This window comes from Arcticibacter svalbardensis MN12-7, from assembly GCF_000403135.1.
In the GTDB taxonomy this organism is placed as follows: Bacteria; Bacteroidota; Bacteroidia; order Sphingobacteriales; family Sphingobacteriaceae; genus Arcticibacter; species Arcticibacter svalbardensis.
In genome coordinates, this window is record NZ_AQPN01000107.1 from 1 (window position 1) to 17,793 (window position 17,793).

General features: G+C 37.6%; 20 protein-coding genes. 9 read left to right on the forward strand and 11 right to left on the reverse strand.

The window, feature by feature from the left end:
* On the forward strand, window positions 1-291 hold a 291-nt coding region (locus tag ADIARSV_RS14785), incomplete at its 5' end, for a DUF6364 family protein (protein WP_316929516.1).
* Window positions 288-701, forward strand: coding sequence for a type II toxin-antitoxin system VapC family toxin (locus tag ADIARSV_RS14790; RefSeq protein ID WP_016196391.1), 414 nt, complete (start codon window positions 288-290; stop codon window positions 699-701). The genes ADIARSV_RS14785 and ADIARSV_RS14790, both read left to right, overlap by 4 nt.
* A gap of 51 nt (window positions 702-752) precedes the next feature.
* Here ADIARSV_RS14790 and ADIARSV_RS14795 read toward each other — a convergent pair whose 3' ends face one another.
* The gene (locus ADIARSV_RS14795) at window positions 753-1,739 is read right to left on the reverse strand and encodes a hypothetical protein (protein ID WP_016196392.1); all 987 of its coding nucleotides are present in this window, start codon (window positions 1,737-1,739) and stop codon (window positions 753-755) included.
* Window positions 1,740-2,399: 660 nt separating this feature from the next.
* Between ADIARSV_RS14795 and ADIARSV_RS20745 the strand changes: the two genes are divergently transcribed.
* The 4 genes from ADIARSV_RS20745 to ADIARSV_RS14815 all read left to right on the forward strand — a co-directional run bounded on the left by ADIARSV_RS20745 (window position 2,400) and on the right by ADIARSV_RS14815 (window position 6,536).
* A complete protein-coding gene (locus ADIARSV_RS20745; RefSeq protein WP_016196393.1) occupies window positions 2,400-3,986 on the forward strand; it encodes a S41 family peptidase in 1,587 nt (528 codons plus the stop codon).
* 80 nt (window positions 3,987-4,066) lie between these two features.
* Window positions 4,067-5,209 carry an acyl-CoA dehydrogenase family protein gene (locus ADIARSV_RS14805; protein ID WP_016196394.1) on the forward strand — a complete coding sequence of 381 codons (1,143 nt, stop codon included), beginning with the start codon at window positions 4,067-4,069 and terminating at the stop codon, window positions 5,207-5,209.
* The gene (locus ADIARSV_RS14810; RefSeq protein WP_016196395.1) at window positions 5,199-5,942 is read left to right on the forward strand and encodes a PIG-L deacetylase family protein; all 744 of its coding nucleotides are present in this window, start codon (window positions 5,199-5,201) and stop codon (window positions 5,940-5,942) included. The genes ADIARSV_RS14805 and ADIARSV_RS14810 overlap by 11 nt, the downstream gene beginning before the upstream one ends.
* Window positions 5,943-6,536 carry an SAM-dependent methyltransferase gene (locus ADIARSV_RS14815; protein ID WP_040300250.1) on the forward strand — a complete coding sequence of 198 codons (594 nt, stop codon included), beginning with the start codon at window positions 5,943-5,945 and terminating at the stop codon, window positions 6,534-6,536.
* Here ADIARSV_RS14815 and ADIARSV_RS14820 read toward each other — a convergent pair.
* Entirely contained in the window at window positions 6,475-7,635 is a 1,161-nt protein-coding gene (locus ADIARSV_RS14820) for a glycosyltransferase (RefSeq protein WP_016196396.1), read from the reverse strand. The genes ADIARSV_RS14815 and ADIARSV_RS14820 overlap by 62 nt on opposite strands.
* Window positions 7,636-7,869: 234 nt before the next feature.
* On the opposite strand from ADIARSV_RS14820, the gene ADIARSV_RS14825 reads away from it, so the two are divergent.
* The 3 genes from ADIARSV_RS14825 to ADIARSV_RS14835 are packed head-to-tail and all read left to right on the forward strand — an operon-like array spanning window position 7,870 to window position 9,046.
* Complete coding sequence (locus tag ADIARSV_RS14825; RefSeq protein ID WP_040300251.1) at window positions 7,870-8,577, forward strand: NUDIX hydrolase; 708 nt, start codon at window positions 7,870-7,872, stop codon at window positions 8,575-8,577.
* Entirely contained in the window at window positions 8,546-8,824 is a 279-nt protein-coding gene (locus tag ADIARSV_RS22645) for a class II aldolase/adducin head domain-containing protein (RefSeq protein ID WP_040300252.1), read from the forward strand. The genes ADIARSV_RS14825 and ADIARSV_RS22645 overlap by 32 nt, the downstream gene beginning before the upstream one ends.
* A gap of 42 nt (window positions 8,825-8,866) precedes the next feature.
* On the forward strand, window positions 8,867-9,046 hold the full coding sequence (locus ADIARSV_RS14835; RefSeq protein WP_016196399.1) for an L-arabinose isomerase: 180 nt from the start codon (window positions 8,867-8,869) through the stop codon (window positions 9,044-9,046).
* 102 nt (window positions 9,047-9,148) lie between these two features.
* On the opposite strand, the gene ADIARSV_RS14840 is transcribed toward ADIARSV_RS14835, so the two are convergent.
* From ADIARSV_RS14840 to ADIARSV_RS14880, 9 genes are all read right to left on the reverse strand, one after another.
* A complete protein-coding gene (locus ADIARSV_RS14840; RefSeq protein ID WP_016196400.1) occupies window positions 9,149-9,802 on the reverse strand; it encodes an HAD family hydrolase in 654 nt (217 codons plus the stop codon).
* 22 nt (window positions 9,803-9,824) lie between these two features.
* Entirely contained in the window at window positions 9,825-10,931 is a 1,107-nt protein-coding gene (gene lpxB, locus ADIARSV_RS14845) for a lipid-A-disaccharide synthase (RefSeq protein WP_016196401.1), read from the reverse strand.
* An 11-nt stretch (window positions 10,932-10,942) separates the two neighbouring features.
* Complete coding sequence (locus tag ADIARSV_RS14850) at window positions 10,943-11,215, reverse strand: hypothetical protein (RefSeq protein WP_016196402.1); 273 nt, start codon at window positions 11,213-11,215, stop codon at window positions 10,943-10,945.
* The gene (gene surE, locus ADIARSV_RS14855) at window positions 11,208-11,984 is read right to left on the reverse strand and encodes a 5'/3'-nucleotidase SurE (RefSeq protein WP_016196403.1); all 777 of its coding nucleotides are present in this window, start codon (window positions 11,982-11,984) and stop codon (window positions 11,208-11,210) included. The genes ADIARSV_RS14850 and surE overlap by 8 nt, the downstream gene beginning before the upstream one ends.
* 197 nt (window positions 11,985-12,181) lie before the next feature.
* Entirely contained in the window at window positions 12,182-12,487 is a 306-nt protein-coding gene (locus ADIARSV_RS14860) for a ribosomal maturation YjgA family protein (RefSeq protein ID WP_160166673.1), read from the reverse strand.
* Between the two features lie 6 nt (window positions 12,488-12,493).
* Window positions 12,494-13,807: an exosortase N gene (xrtN, locus tag ADIARSV_RS14865; RefSeq protein WP_016196405.1), complete on the reverse strand. Its 1,314-nt coding sequence runs from the start codon at window positions 13,805-13,807 to the stop codon at window positions 12,494-12,496.
* Entirely contained in the window at window positions 13,794-16,322 is a 2,529-nt protein-coding gene (locus ADIARSV_RS14870; RefSeq protein WP_016196406.1) for an XrtN system VIT domain-containing protein, read from the reverse strand. Before ADIARSV_RS14870 ends, xrtN begins: the two co-directional genes overlap by 14 nt.
* Before the next feature lie 52 nt (window positions 16,323-16,374).
* Window positions 16,375-16,677, reverse strand: a complete 303-nt coding sequence (locus ADIARSV_RS14875; protein ID WP_016196407.1) for a winged helix-turn-helix domain-containing protein — start codon at window positions 16,675-16,677, stop codon at window positions 16,375-16,377.
* A complete protein-coding gene (locus tag ADIARSV_RS14880; protein WP_040300254.1) occupies window positions 16,674-17,294 on the reverse strand; it encodes a hypothetical protein in 621 nt (206 codons plus the stop codon). The genes ADIARSV_RS14875 and ADIARSV_RS14880 overlap by 4 nt, the downstream gene beginning before the upstream one ends.
* Window positions 17,295-17,793: the final 499 nt, after the last annotated feature.

Here is a 17,793-nt window from a genome sequence, read left to right on the forward strand (position 1 = left end):
GAATTCTCCGCACAAACACGTATCTTTATTAAAAATACACTTAGTATGACAACAAAGTTGACATTAACCGTAGATGAAACCGTCATTAAAAAAGCGAAGTCCTACTCCAAGCAAACAGGCAGAAGTTTATCAGAGTTAATAGAAAAATATTTAGAAACACTTACAGATGAACACCATGATGCAAAGCACATTTCCCCTAAGCTGAAGAAAATAGTGGGTGCGGTTAAGCTACCTGCCAATTTCGACGAAAAAAAAGAACTTGGAGCTTATTTCGAAAGCAAGCATTTATGAAGAATGTGTTTGTTGATACAAATATTCTGATTGATCTTCTTGCCGACAGGCCCCCATTCAGCAAGTTTGCAATAGAAATTTTCAATTTGGCTGAAAAGAAGCAAGTCAGGCTATTTACCTCCTCTCATTCATATGCAACTACACATTACTTACTTAAAAAACACGTCGGCGAAAAGGAATTAAGAGAGTTACTGTATTCTCTACTAGATTTCATTGATCTAATTTCCATCGATAAGTCCATTATAAAAAAAAGCTTATTATCAAATCATAAGGACTTTGAAGATGCCATTCAAATATTTGCTGCAAATTCCATAGTTGGTATGGACTTTATCATAACCAGAAATTTAAAAGATTTCAAAAACGCCGGGATTATTGTTTTACCGCCTGATGAGGTGATCCAATTTTTATAATCGGTAACTTTTCTAGAATAACAATTGAAATATAAACAGCTAGCATTGAACCTATTGTTTGCCAAAATAAATTCGCTCTTTTAGCAAAATGCCAGTATTTGCTTCTTTTTCTTTAAACTTAGGACTGGGTAGTACAGCCCTTTTATTGCTTTCTCCAGTTTGTTTGTTAGTTTTATTTACCAGTACCATCACGAGTAAATTGCCTTTATAAAACATTCCTTTGATTTTCTCTTCTCTGCCTGGGTAGTGAGAGGGTTGCATCTCAACTTCTTTCAATGGATACTCAGATGGCTTTTCGGATTGAAACACACCTATAATGGCACAAGGGCTGAACGCTACACTATTCAATAAGATGCTTTCATTTGTTTGACTTACAGTTGAGTACAACATAAGTGACATACTGACTAGTGCCAAACAGTCTTCAGGAATCTTTTCTGTAAATGTGATTACTTGCCCTTCAAAACTTTGATACCCTTCCAGATCCATATCCTGAAAGCCCAGGTTTTCATAATACTCTTCCCTGAAGTTAAAGGCAACCAACATTAGCCTTATGCGATGCTTCATATAGGCTCCGCTTGCATTTTTGGGCCTTTTGATCCCTGTTTTTGTGTTCAAGGACCCTAATGTAACACGTACCAAACCCTCTTCACTTTTACTTACCGAGTGGCTCATCTGCAAAAATTCGTTTAGTTTACTGTTGGCATTAAAATCCAATCCCTGTAAAAAAGATAGGTCACCATCATGCAGATCCCTTTTTCCCTTCTCTCCGCTTACATTGTTCAATATCGACCGGTACACCATTTGCGTACTCCTGTAAGCTGCCGTCCCATCTTTGAAAAAATAAGCCGGTTCAAATGCCGTCCTGAGCACTGCTGCCGAAGAACTTGAAATTCCAAACTCGGTAGCACTCCTTTTAGTTTTTTCAGTTTGCTTAAATACTTTTGCTTTCCCTTGGATGATATTCTTTCCCCGGTAAGTACGGTAGATTACAGAACCTGCTGTTCCGTGTACCATTCCTTTATTGTCTATAGTTGCCATGCTGTTATGTTATTTGTATAAAGTAACAGCTAAACATTTTTAAGAGCGAAAAAAACTCTAAAACTTCTTAAATCTTCCTTAATACGACAGTTATTTCCAATAAAAGGTAATCTGATCCGTTTAACTCAAAACTCCAAACTAAAATAAAGCAGCATAACAACTATATTGTATGTACTTTAAAGCAAATACCAACTAGTAAAAATCTGGTGTAAGTCCGACTTAAATAAGCTACAACTGGACTTATCCTGGACTCTTATCCCAATCATATCAGAAGCATATGTTAAAAGATAGGTGTCTGTTTTTAACTAAAAATAAAAGGAAAGCCCATCGAAATTTCATATCATAGGATTCTCCTATACCTAATCCTAAATGAGCCAATCAACATCCTATGCCCATAATATTTTAAAATCTATCGATACAAAATGTTCATTGATCGGTACTTGTATACACTAAAATTTAATCCTTCGTTAACTTTGTTATGATGTATTATTCCTTGTTCAACAGGTACTTGGTAAGATATTTGATCATAATACAGTAATTACTGAATTTATTGTAAATATAATTACGATATTTAATACACTAAGTCAAGGTTTATCACGTATATACTAAAAAATATTTTTAAACTGTAAAACATATTTCTGATCAGGATAACTAATTTATATGAACAAAAAAAAGGCTAAGTCCTTAACCTCCATCCTTTCTGTAGCAGTTATTGCACTGAGTATCATCACAGGTTGTAAAAAAGATAAGGAAACAAATTCATCACGAGTTGAGCTGATTACTGATTCTGTTTTTCTTTATGCAAAGGAAGTTTATTTATGGAACACCTCATTGCCTACTTATGATGCATTTAACCCCAGGAAGTATGTTCAAACGGATGAAGAAGCTGGATTTAATCAAGAACTTTTTGCGATTACACGATATCCAATAAATTCGGCTACTGGTCTTTCTTATGAATATAATTTAGGCAGTGTCGATGACACAAAATACAGTTTTATCAGCAACACTGATGATGATAACCCAATCGCTTTTGTTGGTAATGCTCAAAGTTCTGTAGATCTGGAAGGTAATGGCTACGATCTTGGTATTGATATTACATTAGACGGAACTGCCAAGAATTATACACCATATGTAACAGCAGTTGCGCATAACTCACCGGCAGAGAAAGCAGGGATAAAAAGGGGGGATAAAATTACCTCTATTAACGGTACAGCTGTTGGTTCTAATTTTTACGGTAGCGAGGAAGATTTGTTAAACAATACCTTTTTTAATAATACAGTATCGCCGGCTACATTAAAAGGAACGACACGTGATGGTACAGCTTTAAATGTAACACTTAATGTGAGTTCATACAAGAGTACTCCCATTATTTGCGATACTGTTTATACTGCAGGTGCTAAAAAAATTGGATATCTGGCTTATTCCGCGTTTACTACTCCAACGAACTCTGAGTCTGCTCTTGCCGAAGTATTTACTAATTTTGCTACTGCTGGAGTTACTGATTTGATCATTGACCTGCGCTATAATGGTGGTGGTTATGTTTCTACAGCTCAATATTTGGCTAATTTAATTGCTCCATCCAGTATCAATGGAAGTGTTATGTTTACAGAACATTATAATACGATGATGCAGGAAAAAAAGGCAACTATCCTGAAGAATTTACCTTATCGGGATGATAATGATAAAATTCAATATAGTAATGGCAGAATGAAAACCTATTATGACGATATTGACTATACCGTGGCAGGTAATACAACTTTGTTTGCTAAAAAGGGATCATTGAGTAATATAAGAAATGTGGTATTTATTGTCACATCCAGTACTGCTTCCGCTAGTGAACTCGTCATCAATAGTCTGAAACCTTATATGAATGTCCAGCTGGTTGGGGAGCAGAGTTATGGGAAACCGGTAGGATTTTTCCCTATAAAAATTGATAAGTACGATGTATACCTGAGTATGTTCGAATCCAGGAATAAAGAAGACAAAGCAGATTATTATGCAGGTTTTACTCCTGATGCTTTAGCAAAAGATAACTACAGTTATTTATTGGGCGATAAAAATGAAAACTCTATCAATGCCGCTTATCAATATTTGGTAGATGGTGTTTTTCCTGTCAGTACTTCAAGTACTACTTCATCAATGAAAACGTCAAGAGGCGCTGTACTTAAGGCTTTTGAAGCAGGAAACAAGAAGCTTCCTGCTAAAGGTTTCAGGGGTATGATTGAAGACAGGATAAAAGCGAAATAACCATTATAAATAATTGCTAAATTCATCAAACAAAAAGAAGGTTAAAACTTTCTATGTATGCCTGATAAATTGTGGCTGCAATGATCATCCCTCCTATTGTAAATCAAGTAGTATCTCTTCAGGATCTTTGTGATAAGATCGCTCAAAACGCTGTACATATAGATCAGGAGGGTTGTTTTCCTGAACATGAATTTAAGTGGATGAGTGATGCTTCCTTAATGGATATTACTTTGCCGGGTAAACCGCTTTCTTTTGAACAGGATCATACTGCAGAATTACTGGATCTTTTAAAGCAAATAGGCCGTGCCAATTTACCTGTGGGACGGATCTACGAGGGGCACATCAATGCGCTATATCTGATACATTTATTTGGTACTTTGGAACAGCAGGAACGTTGGTTTTCTGATGTAACCACATATGAAAAACTTTTTGGTGTGTGGAATACTCAGGATGCTGGTGGCGTGCGGATTCATGATTTGGGTGATGGGCAATATCGGTTGGAGGGTTCTAAAACTTTCTGTTCGGGTGCTGGATGGGTGGAATGCCCGCTGATTACAGGTGAATTGTTATCCGCTGATGGAAAAGGCTGGCAGATGTGTATCCTTCCAAAGGAAAAAGTTCAGCTTCTTCAGGTGGACAGCAGTTTTTGGAAACCACTTGGTATGCGTGCCTCTGCTAGTTTTAAAGTTGATTTTACGGGAATTGAAATTGAGGAGATTGATTTGCTCGGCCCTCCGGATGCTTATTATAGACAACCTTATTTTAGTGGTGGCGCAATTCGTTTTGCTGCTGTACAACTGGGAGCGGCGGAAGCAATATTAGAGGAAACGCAGCAATTTCTGAGAAACGCTCATCGTACGGAGGATGCTTTCCAAAGGGCAAGAGTGGCAGAAATAAGCTTTTTAGTGGAAACCGGAAACCTGTGGATCCATCAGGCTGGGATTAAGTATGACCTTTGGGTGAAACAGGCTGATAAATGCGAACAGCTTCTGGCTTATGCAAACATGACGCGGACGGTGATAGAGGATGTTTGTTTGCGCGTGATGCAGTTAGCGGAACGTTCTATTGGTTCACGCGGACTAATGCGCCCGAATAATCTGGAGCGGATTCATCGCGATCTGACTACCTATTTAAGACAACCCGCACCTGACCAGACTTTAACAGCTATTGGTGAATATGTGCTGAATCAGGATACTACAAGAGGACTTTGGAATGAACAATAAGCTTAACTGGATTAATCAAGCGCAACTAATTTCATCTGCAGAACTATTGAATTTCGGACAGACTTTAGTCATAGCGCCACACCAGGATGATGAGTCTTTGGGTTGTGGTGGTACTATTGCTTTATTGAGACAGGCTAATATCCCTGTTCAGGTTGTATTTATGACTGACGGAAGTATGTCTCATCCAAACTCTTTGCTTTATCCTGCTGAAAAGCTGATACTAACGAGAGAGATTGAAGCTGTAGAAGCATTGAAGGTGTTAGGTGTTGAGTCCTCTGAAATTAGGTTTTTGCGTTTAAAAGATGGTTCATTACCTTCAAGGGGCCGCACTGATTTTGAAGAGGCAGTAAACAGGCTTACCGCTGTATTATATAAAGTTGGGCCTCAAACTATTCTGATACCATGGCAACGGGATCCTCATCCTGATCATCGTGCAACCTGGCAGATTATACAGGCTGCTCTAGCTCCTATTGATCAGCAACCCACTCAATTGGAATATTTTATCTGGTTATGGGAACGGGCTGACCCTGCTGATTTGCCACTTTTAGGTGAAGTTGAGGTTTTTAAAGTAAACATTGAACCGGTTATAGGTCTTAAAAAGCAAGCTATTGAAGCTCATATTTCGCAAACGACTACCTTAATTGATGACGATCCTGATGGTTTCATTTTGTCGCCTGAAGTATTAGCTCACTTTGAAAAAGCAGATGAAATATTTATAAAAAAACTAATATAGATGGATAAGAAAAACAAAACTTTGCAGGAGGATTACTTTAATGATGTTTATCGTGCAAATGAGGATCCATGGAACTTTGAAACGAGTGACTATGAGCGAGATAAGTATGAGGTGACTGTTGACGCCTTACCTCGCGACAGGTATAAAAATGCTTTTGAAATCGGTTGTTCCATAGGCGTATTGAGCCGGATGCTTAGTCAGAAATGTGATAGGCTTTTATCGGTTGATGCTGTTGAGGCTCCTTTAATAAAGGCAAGAGTTGCACTCAAGGATTATCCTCAGGTTAGGGTTCAAAAAATGGCTGTGCCGGATCAGTTTCCATCTGACAATTTTGATCTGATCGTCATGTCGGAAGTGGGCTATTACCTTTCTATGACTGATTTAGAGCGATTAAAGGATGAGATTATTCAACATCTGGAAACAAATGGCCATTTATTAATGGTGCATTGGACTCCTTTTGTGCCCGACTATCCGCTAACTGGTGATGAAGTACACGACTTTTTTATGCAGTCAGTTGGCCTAGGCTCTTCATTTAAGCATTTGCTTTGTAAACGAACAGAAAGTTATCGTCTGGATCTATTTGAAAAACAGTAGCCTGATGATCATGAATAAATGTTCGGAGTTCATGTATGGCCTTCATAATGGGTTGTGGGCGTTGACTTTGTTGCCAATGCGCTTGATGTAAGGCTTTTTCCACTGCTTCCCAAAGTATTCCAAAATAAGGTGCTGTAGTAAATTGAGTATGGAGCCATTCTATTTTGAACTTTAATAGGGAGGCGAGATCAATTAGTTCCTGCTGTGGCAATCCTCTGTTTTGGAATTCTAACCAGCACTTCCTTAAACGTTTGCGCAGTTTAAATTTACGTAGCTGAATTTCAACGGATTCTACTTGCTGTGTTTTATTAGCTGCGCTGTCTAAAGTCCACTGTCTGAGTTGTTCTGAGAAACCAATATCTACCCTTCCCTGGATTCTGGATGAGGTATATACTTTGACGTTAAAACTCTTCCTTATTTTGGCGTCATGGCGGATTAAGGCCTGATGGAATGCCATATCTTCCAGATTTGGAACCTGTGGTAATCGACCAACCAGCTGATACATTTTGCAGGTAACAGCCAGACTTGCGCCAAAATATTGAAAGTGGCGGGGCATCGGATCATGCAGTTGTGGATCGATGAGAGATTCGGCTTGAGCCAGGAGACAGCGGTAAGTCACATCCCTCAGGTGATACAACCGGGCGGTATCGGATTGCTGAAGGGCTAAAATCCTTCCTCCAACAGCATCATTACCTTTATCAATTTCGGACATGATGTAATAGAGCCAGTTCTGATCTGCTATGGTGTCGCCATCTGTGGATGCGATAATGCCTTCTTCGTTGGAGATCAGCATAAATCGGCGATAAGCTTCATCCATTAAAAGACTGCGGACAGTGCCAATATTGGCAAGTGGATCAGGTAATTGAATTTGATCAATATGCAGTCTGAATTTAGGGTATTTATATTGAAATTCTTTTGTAATAGCGAACGAGGCATCTGTACAGTTGTTTACTAATACTAAAACTTCATAAAGATTAGGATCGATTTTATGGCCCTTATTATCGGTCTGCAGACGCAAGGCATCCAATGTATCCCAAATGTTTTCCGCTTCATTCCTTACCGGTACAACAACACATACGCGGGTTCCGGATAAGGGCATTTTGTATTTTTAAAGAGTTGTTTCGCAGCAGGCAGGTGTATCCCCATATCTTCATGCCTTTTAGCAGGCCAGTTATCTTAAACACAAGCAGATGAGATCTGTTTTTAAAAAAATTTATCCTTTTAATTAAGAAAGAAAATGAAATTAATAAAGTATTAATGTAATAAAAAAATGAAATTTCTTATCTTTCGATTCTATTTGTTGAAAGTACGTCAAATGACCATAAACCCATTCATGAATAAGTATTCTAAACAAACGCGACAAATTATAGCAATTGACTGTATCATTTTCGGTTTTGATGGGGTAAACATGAAATTATTAGTGATTCATCGTGGATTTGAGCCTGAAATGGGCAAATGGAGTGTTGTGGGTGGTTTTCTGCAAGCTGACGAAAGTCCTGAAGACTCTGCTGCCCGGATCTTGAAACAACAGACAGGTTTGGAAGGTGTATATATGCAGCAACTGAAAGCTTTTGGTGATCCAAAGCGTGATCCTATGGAACGGGTGTTGAGTATTACCTACTTCGCCCTGATTGATATTGATCAATATACGGAACAACTGAGTGAAGAATATAATCCGGAATGGTTTCTTTTGAAAGAAAGACCTGAGTTGATCTTTGATCATAATAAAATGGTGGAAGCGGCATTGAAGAAAATAAGATATATGGCTGCCCTCCATCCTGTACTGTTTGAACTCCTGCCTGAGAAGTTTACCCTGCCCCATTTACAAGCCTTGTACACAGCGGTATATGACTTTGAATTTGATAAACGGAATTTTAGCAGAAAGGTGCTTTCAGCAAATCTTTTGATTAAACAGAAAGAAAAAGATAAAGAAGGTTCCAAGAAAGGTGCCTACTATTATATGCTGGATAAATCGCAATATAAAGATAAACTGCAGTCTTTTTTAAACTTTGTTCCAAGTCCGAATAATTTTCTTTTATAAAATTGATTCTTTCCCAATAGTCATATTTATTTTTGATTCAATTAGTGATATTCCAATCTTTGGCACCACACATGCTGATCATATTACCGTAGATGTTCCTTGTGCTCCACCCATGGAGGATGAAATGATTGAAGGTGATTATGAATATCAGACTGGCTTTCAAATTATGAACTGCATTAAGAATAAAGGGCTGAGTTATGAGGAAGTGCAAATGCTCCTGAGCATGATCTTCCGAATCTTCCTGTAGCAAGTGTGCTTTGAAAACCATATCCTGCATTGAAAACTGGTTGTGCGGTATGGATCCTTGCGGGGGGATGCGCATCATACTGGCTTTAGTCAGAATTTGACTTCTGAACACATGCAGGACTTTGCTGAAATGGCTGGAATTGAGTTTGTTAAGATTGGCAAGGAAACTAATTTATATCAGCTTAAGAATGAGTTGCGTTGGAGCGAGGTTGCTTATAAATAATATTTGATATTAGCTTTCTTATTTTAATCCTCCAGATTATTGTTGCTTTGGTTACAATGATCTGTAGGATTTTATATTATGACTTTATTTTATGCTTATTTATTAAGAGAAAAGCTGTTGTAAATAAGGATCGTTATAGTCTTCAATGAACTTTAAAATATTAGGAAGTCCCTCAAAATCGCGTTCTTCATGCATGGTGGTGATTACAATTGCTTTCATTCCTGCTTTTAAAGCCGCCTCCACCCCTTTTGGGTTGTCTTCGAATACAATACAGTCTCCGGGTTTTACTCCTGATAGTTCAGCTGCTTTGACAAAAGTTTCAGGATCAGGTTTGCTATAAGTTACATCATCTGCACTTACTGTAACTGGAAAGTAATGCCTGATATTTAAGTTATCCAGAATAAAATCAATGTTAAAGGGTATTGCAGCGGATCCAATAGCCATTTTAATGCCATGCTGCTCTGCTGTTTGTAGAAAGGTATCAAGTCCGGCAATGAGCTTTAAATGCGGACGAAATGCCAGCTGATAACGTCGCTCCTTTTCTTTGGATAATTCATCCATCTGTTCATCGCTGAAATGACCTTTACCAAACACCCGTTCAAGAAGCTCTGAATTTTTACCATACATCTGTAGTTTGGTATCCTCCATGGAAATCTTTTTACCAAGATCTTCGGTAAGTATACTATGCCATGCCCGGTTATGATAATCCATATCGTCGATCATCGTACCGTTCAGGTCAAAAAGAAATGCTTTCATTTAAATAAGATTATGTGCTTCTTTATTGAAGCGCTTTGACTATTAATTCTGCTGTGCGTTGTGAGGCGCCAGGCGTACCCATCTTTTCGGATAAAGCTTGGTAATTGTCCAGCATCGTATTCCTATATTTTGCATCATTCAATATGCTGTTCAGCTCTTTGGAAATGATGGCTGGGCTGCAATCTTCCTGAATTAGTTCTTTCACAACCAGCTTATCCATGATGAGGTTCACTAAGGAAATGAACCGGATCTTTACTACCATGCGGGCTATAGCGATAGATATTTTATTGCCTTTATATACGACAATCTGCGGAACATGAAAAAGGGCGGTTTCTAAAGTAGCCGTTCCTGAAGTGACAATTGCTGCTTCCGAATGACGGAGTAAATCATAGGTTTTTCCGAATAGTACAGGCAGCTTATGATGGGGCATTAGTGCTGTATAATAGGCTTGATCAAAAGTAGGTGCTCCTGCTATGATAAATTGATAATCAGGAAATTCATCAACGACACCTAACATGTCGGTTAATATAGCAGACACTTCTTGTCTGCGGCTTCCTGGTAACAATGCAATGATTTTTTTGCCCTCTAACTGATATTTATGTATAAAGTCAGGATCGGGAACGGAAGCTGCCTTTTCATCTAATAATGGGTTTCCTACATAGTCTACTTCCATACCCCATGAACGGTAGAACTCCACTTCAAAGGGAAGTATGCAGTAGAGATGATCTACTACTTTTTTGATGTTCAGAACACGCTTTTGATTCCAGGCCCAAACTTTAGGAGAGATGTAATAAAAAACCTTTATGTTATTCTTTTTTGCAAAAGCGGCTATCTTAAGATTGAATCCTGGAAAGTCGATCAACACCAATGCATCAGGTCTGTTTTGTAGCAAATCCTGCTTCACCATTTTCATGTTCTTTAGGATCGTCCTAAGGTTTAAAACAACCTCCACGAAACCCATGAATGCCATATCACTATAGTGTTTGACCAGATGCCCTCCTTCAGCCATCATGAGGTCTCCTCCAAGGAAGCGAAATTCAGCCTGTTGATCCGTTTTCTTGAGCGCTTTCATCAGATTGGCACCATGTAGATCGCCTGAGGCCTCACCTGCTATAAGATAATAAGTCATGTGATAGGGATTTAGTGTCGTACTTTATAGATGAAAAAGATAAATGCACAGATAAAAGTGGAAGCCACAATCCCTCTTGCGGTATTTTCCTGATTCTTTTTGAACAGGTAGCGTACAAGAAATAAATTGATGGCTACACACCCAATGTAGAGCAAGTCGTCCTTTTCCAGGATACGTAGATTCTTTTTTAGGACCTCCACAAATATGTAGGCTATGGCTGGGAATATTAATCCAAGAATTAAGCCTATCCAGATATTATCTTTTATAAAATCCTTTTTAAACATCGAGCTTCCAATTATTTAAAAACGGTATGGCGTGGTGAGCGGTAAAGTCAAACTGAACAGGCACTACAGAAACGTAGTCGTTATTGAGTGCCCAAACATCAGTATCTTCTCCTTTATCGTTCAATTGAAATATTCCGGTAAGCCAATAGTAATTGCGGTTGTGAGGGTCTTTACGTTCGTCAAACTCTTCAGCCCATTTGGCATTGGCCTGGCGACAGATCTTAATTCCCTTGATTTTTTCCACATTAGGGAAGTTTACATTTAACAGCGTTCCTAAAGGGAGACCATGTTCCAGGACCTGGTTGACTAAAATCTTTACGAAAGGGACGCACTTTGTGAAATCGGCATCATAAGAAAAGTCATCGTAAGAAAATCCGACGGAAGGAATGCTTTCAATTGCACCTTCCATAGCGGCAGACATGGTTCCGGAATAAATCACATTTATGGAGTGGTTCAAGCCATGGTTGATACCTGATACACATATATCAGGTTTTTTGCCTTGAAATACTTTGTTTACAGCGAGTTTAACGCAGTCTACAGGTGTACCTGAGCATTTATACATTTCTACATCAGGGTAAATGTGTACGCGGTCCAGGCGGAGCGGTTTAGCTATGGTAATGGCATGTCCCGTTGCAGATTGCGGACTATCAGGAGCGACAACCACTACTCTGCCCAACTCTTTCATCGCATCGATTAATACCTTTATACCGGGAGCATCAATTCCATCGTCGTTTACAACTAATATGGTTCGTGTTGCTTTTTTCGTCATTAAGGCAAAATTACGAAATGCTTTATTAATAAGAGAGGAGTTGATGGAATCAATGGGATATTGAAATAGATAATAGGAATAAATTAAGCATTATACAAGGTAGCCATTTTATTAAAGGCACTGCTGGCAAAAGGGAAAAGCTGAGGCACCTGCAAAAATAAAAAGAATGGTGTCTCCCTTGCCCCAGATCTTTCTAACTATACGTTTTTGCTTTCCGTTTGGTAGCGCTTACTGTTCATTCTCGAATTGCCTAATCCTAGATGTTGAACCAGGTTAAAATACTGGAGCGTTTCTAATAAGTAAGAAAAAAGAAGAACAAAGATTAATGTACCTGTTACTGGTAAATTCAAAAAGCTTTTAATGAAACAATATAGTAGAATGACGACTAAAAGATCGCCCACATAAGGACGTATAATTTGATCGTGTGCGAATATGGCAATCAGGATCTCTATAATCAGGAGAAAAACAGAAGCTATAAAGTAGTATTTATTAAAGTTTAACATGTGCATTTACAGATTTAGATTCTTGGATAGTAAGCTTGTCGTTATTCTTTTTAAAGAAGAAGCATTTCGCGCATTGACATTCACCAGGTAGAAGTTTCTTTCACCTTTTGCTGCTCTCCAACGCCAGTTAAACTGATTGATCGTTTTTATTTTACCATTATCAAACCACCAGGACGAATAGATTTTATCACCTCCTTTTTCAAGGATGCCGGTATAAACAACAATGGATCCTATAATCGTTTTTTTAATTGACTTGAAAGTATAACCACTGCCTCTCCAGCATACCATTGGGTCATGATCAGCAGCATAGAATGCGCCTGATTTTAAATAAACAAGACCTTCGTGGTTTTCAAATTTCAAGATACCATTGCTTAAGACATTCTTTTGATATCCTTCGAGATTAATAGATTGAATAGAGGGGGCAATTTGATCCATCCTTTTGAGGTTAAGTGCGACAAATAGAGCGGTAGTTAGTAGTAACAGGTGCAGGATTGGATATCTTATAACAAAAGGTTTAATATTTATTAAATGTTTTTCTACGGCTATTCCTGATGCTCTCTTAATTAAAAGCATCAGCGGGATCATTACATATACGAGAAGACATAAAATACCTATCAGATCGTGATAAATAGATTCAGCGGGAATTTTAAACTGAACAAGTAATACAATCCTGATTAGATTGCAAATCATGTTGAGGCCTGTAGTAATAACAAGTAAAGTAAGGATGCGTACGAATGAAAATCGTTTATTCGTTCTTTTTTGATAGTATGCGATTATAAACAGACAAATGATTAGCGAGGTGGCCAGCATGTTCAATCCAGCACATGCCTGATCTACAGCGAATTCATTGTTCCCTTGCACAATAATGTTTCCATATGCTTGCGTATGGGATCCTGCCCAACCTAAGATAATTGCAGCGAAATCGCTCAGATATAGCCTGATTGGAAATCCGATAACATTGCTTAAATAATTAAAAATGGGTGATATGAGCAAAAGAAGGAAAAGTAGCATGGAACTGGTTGTGCCAATATAGTTTTCCAAAAAAAACAGAAAACTGAAGAGTAAAGCAATAAAAACGGTAGTTCTTACAGGGATAAATAGGGCTAATACAATAAATACTACAGCAGGTATGAGATAACGGATTGAAAATTTACCCATATTAAAGGAACAGATGTATGGTGCGAGTAACAGGCCAATAAATAGATTTGCATTCCATAAATAGTAACTATTCATTGCCCCGATAATAAGCATGAAATACAATAGGGAGAGTAAATACCCCGCAATTGCGGGATAGGAGAAACTTAATTTAAGGGAGATCATATCGATTAGTTAAGGCAGGTTTCCTGATTAAATAAATCACTATTCCGGCTGTTAGCATTATTAACAGCCACTCATGGGGCTCAGGTACCGCACCAGAAGATTTCATGGAAGCATTTTTAAGGCTGTTTTTACTTTCATTAATGTTAAATCGTTCATAGTCCTTTTTACTTTCCAATACGATCAGACTGGAAACTGGAGTTACAATATTCGCCTTTTCTGCTTCAGCAAGCACATCTGATTGTACCGAATCGTTTTGAAAACAGGTAGCTGCTACTTTCTTCATAATATCGTTATAGGCAAAAAGACGTAATAAGTGGTCAGGTGCCTTGCTCTGGCCTTGTTCTACGGATTCCATGATCAATAATTCAGCATTATCTATATGCACTGTTGCTGCGTTCTCTTTTTGCTGAATAAAATTCTGATTTTTTATAAGTTTAAGCAGAGAAGAGATGGATCCAGCGTGATAATTAAAAACCCTCATTTCCTTAAGTGCCTTTAAATAAGGAGATAACTCGGTTCCAATGGAATAGAAACGAATATTTTTATTAGTGCTTAAGTAAGAAAGTGTGCGTTTAGCAAATTTACTATCCTTTAAATCGCTAAAATTAGGTGACGCTTCAGTGCTTTTAGAAATGATTAGTGCATCTTCTGGTTGTGCTATTTTGTAAATTGGAAATAAGCTAAAGTTTAATTTCTTCATTCTTGCGAACACAGCGTCTTTATTGGATTCGCTCAATTGAACTATCTTATTATCATACACATATACTTTCCGGGTCTTAATATTATTCCAAAGGATGGCAAATTCATCTTCAGACCATGAGTTATTCAAATCAAGATAAATAGACTCAGCAGTAAAGTTTTCGTACTGAAAAGCATAATCCTTTAATTGATAAGATCGTTTATCAAATGAAAAGGTATTACCAGATAATTGAGGTGATTTGCAGCTCAATTCCCAATAGGGTTGGTAAATGCGGTCCACTTGATAGATTCCGTCACTGATTTCTTTCCAATCAGAGGGGAGTTTAAGCTCTTTGGGTTCTTGAGAAAAAGTAAATTGTACTGTTTCTGAAGCTTTCTTGCCTGTAGGGCCATCAAAATAAATATTTTCATAGATAAGCTTATTACCTACTTTTCTTAACGGACTGGTCACTCCTATTTTAAATTTTCTATCTTCATTAGGTGTACAAGGGAAAACTCTTAAGGATACGGTATTCCCTTCTTGCCAGTGGACGACTGAAGGGTCATGATTTTCAACTCCCACTATTTGCTTGTATGCTGAATCAGCTGTTGCCTTTGTGGTCAAATTAGCCTTTTCTTCCTTTCCTGCAATCCATAAGGATAGAGAGCTTACCACTGCTCCTTCAGGCAAGTGAAACGTATAAATAGCCTCCTGATTAGCATTCCAAGGTCTATGATCGGTGTTTTGGACGCTTAGGATTTTTTCAGTGTAAGCCATTCGATATTCAGGAAAAATACGCACATCACTAATTATATTTGATGTTTGAAGCTTGTCACCACTCCAAAGACGCTCCTGTGCCTGTTGCCTTGAATCGTACATGGCTTCTAATATTTTAATTCGCTCTTTCTCATCCAGGTTAGGCTTGCCCATAAAAAGACTGGCTATTATTACCAAGGGATCATGTTTCATTGGTTCATCGAATGATTGATTCGGGAAACCACTCCAGAACCAATTTCCGCTGGTTTCAACTGTCTTGTAAACAAGGTCTGCCTTTATCAGCCGTTCGGCTACAAAGTTTTTTGGAATGATCTGACTCACAACAGTCCAATTAGGCAATTTTCCATTATATAACGTGTTTTGATTTGTGGTTTTTGTTACGAGATTATTAATCTGGCCCCAACTTACTAAAAAGGCTACAGTGGCTAGAATACATAAAAGGATTCCAGTAGAGAATGAGTACAGCAGTGTACGATTCTGTCTAAAATTTTTACGACATAAAACAACGGTAACAATGCTTAAAAGCAAGGGCACATAAGTATGAAGTGAAATGCCTATACCAATGGCAGCTGGAGCGCTGATTAAATAAAGCGGCACTAAGTAAAAGGAATAATAAACAAAAAGCACTAAAGAAAGACCTAAACAGAAAAAGATAAGATGTATTAAGAACGGAGGGATTTTCAAATTGAATGACCCTATTACTAATGTTATGCTTGAAATAATTATCAATACTGTGAGCCAATCTACTGACTCATCAAATACATTCATGACCTTGTTTAAAGCGAATGCACTAATAAACCATAAGATTAACATCAACACCGTATATTCTATTTTGCTGTTTGATAGTTTCCATCGATGTCTTTTGAAAGCCGTAACCCCCACCGCTATGGAATAAATTATAGTAAATAAATAATTTATAAAGAATAAACTAAAACCGGTACCTTCATTTCCTTTCATGATACCTCCTGAAAAGAAAAGAAGTGTAGCCGATAGTATAATCGAGGAAAGGCCTGATACGATCATGCCGTCTTTTAATGGTGAATCTGTTGTTTTTTTCATTGTTCTTTAGTTAAAAGTACTTTGTAATTCAAAGTAAATAGATAAAAAAATATTAATATTTCTGTTGCTTAATTAAATTTTCAAGAGCTTCCAGGTGTTTCTTAAAGGCATCAACTCCTTTTTGAGATGCAGCGTATTGGGTATTGGGTTTACGACCAACAAAAGTCTTATTTACGATAATATATTCCTCTTTTTCGAGAGCTTTCAAATGAGACGCAAGATTCCCATCCGTTACGTTCAACAGGTCTTTTAATGAGTTAAAATCATAATTATCATTGGCAACCAGTACGCTCATAACCTGCAGGCGTATCCGGTTTTCAAAAGCTTTATCAAACTGTTCTAAGGATACCTTCACTGATTGTATTTAAAATGCATAATGGAACCATAAAAAATATGGAGTACTCCGAAGCCAATTACCCAGAAAAATAGACCATATCCAGGAAGTAAAGCTGCCAGTAAACCAAGTATGACTTCACAGAAACCTAGCCATTTTACATCCGAAAAAGTAAACTGACTGCCTGAGATTAGTGCAAGTCCATAAAATATAAGACAAGATGAAGAAATGATACCGTAGTAACCTCTGAATATAAAAATAAGGATTAGCAAGCCCCCGATAATTAATGGAATGATCATACTCAATAGTAATCGTTTACTCACGGGATTCCAAAAATTCTCACCCTTTTTCTTCGCTTGGCGGATAGTAAGCCAAATACCAGTTACTAATGATAAAATCAACACTACTGCAGCAACTAAAAATAAAGGCCACCAAACCAATGGATCATTCACATAGACATTTCTATAAAGCAATCCACTGTCTTCTGTATAAACCAATTTATAAGCGATCCACGCTCCTATCAAAGCATAGATTCCGGCCATAATACCAGATAGACCGCTAAGCGAAATAAATTTGGTTGAACGTTCCATCAGATTCCTAATCGAACTAAGCTCAGAGTATATATCGTTTTCTTTCATTTAAAAGAACTTTGAGATACAAAGTAAAATATAAATTATTACTATCGCAAGTAATAATTTGAATTATTTGGAATGTTGGTAACGTTCAGTACCACTACTTCTTGGGTCTTTTGATTAAGTAACAATGGATCAAAACGAAAAAATGTGTCCTATTTAGGAGTTAGACACTAAGGGATATTTCGATTCTTTTTACCTGTGAGGTACCTCTAATAAAAGCAGGATTCACTTTTAGAAAATTAAGTATTAGCATGGATAGCAGATAAAATATAGGTATCAAATTCAATGCTTTGTACTGACGAATATATTATTGTAAAAGAAGATTTAGGTTGGGAAGTAGCTAGAATTACAGAACATCACAAATATTTAAATATGAACAGCAAATCATCCAGTATAAATCATTTAAAAACAAAACCGCTTCTAAATGTTATTTAGAAGCGGTTTTGAATTCTTGTGATCCCGCTGGGATTCGAACCCAGGACCACTACATTAAAAGTGTAAT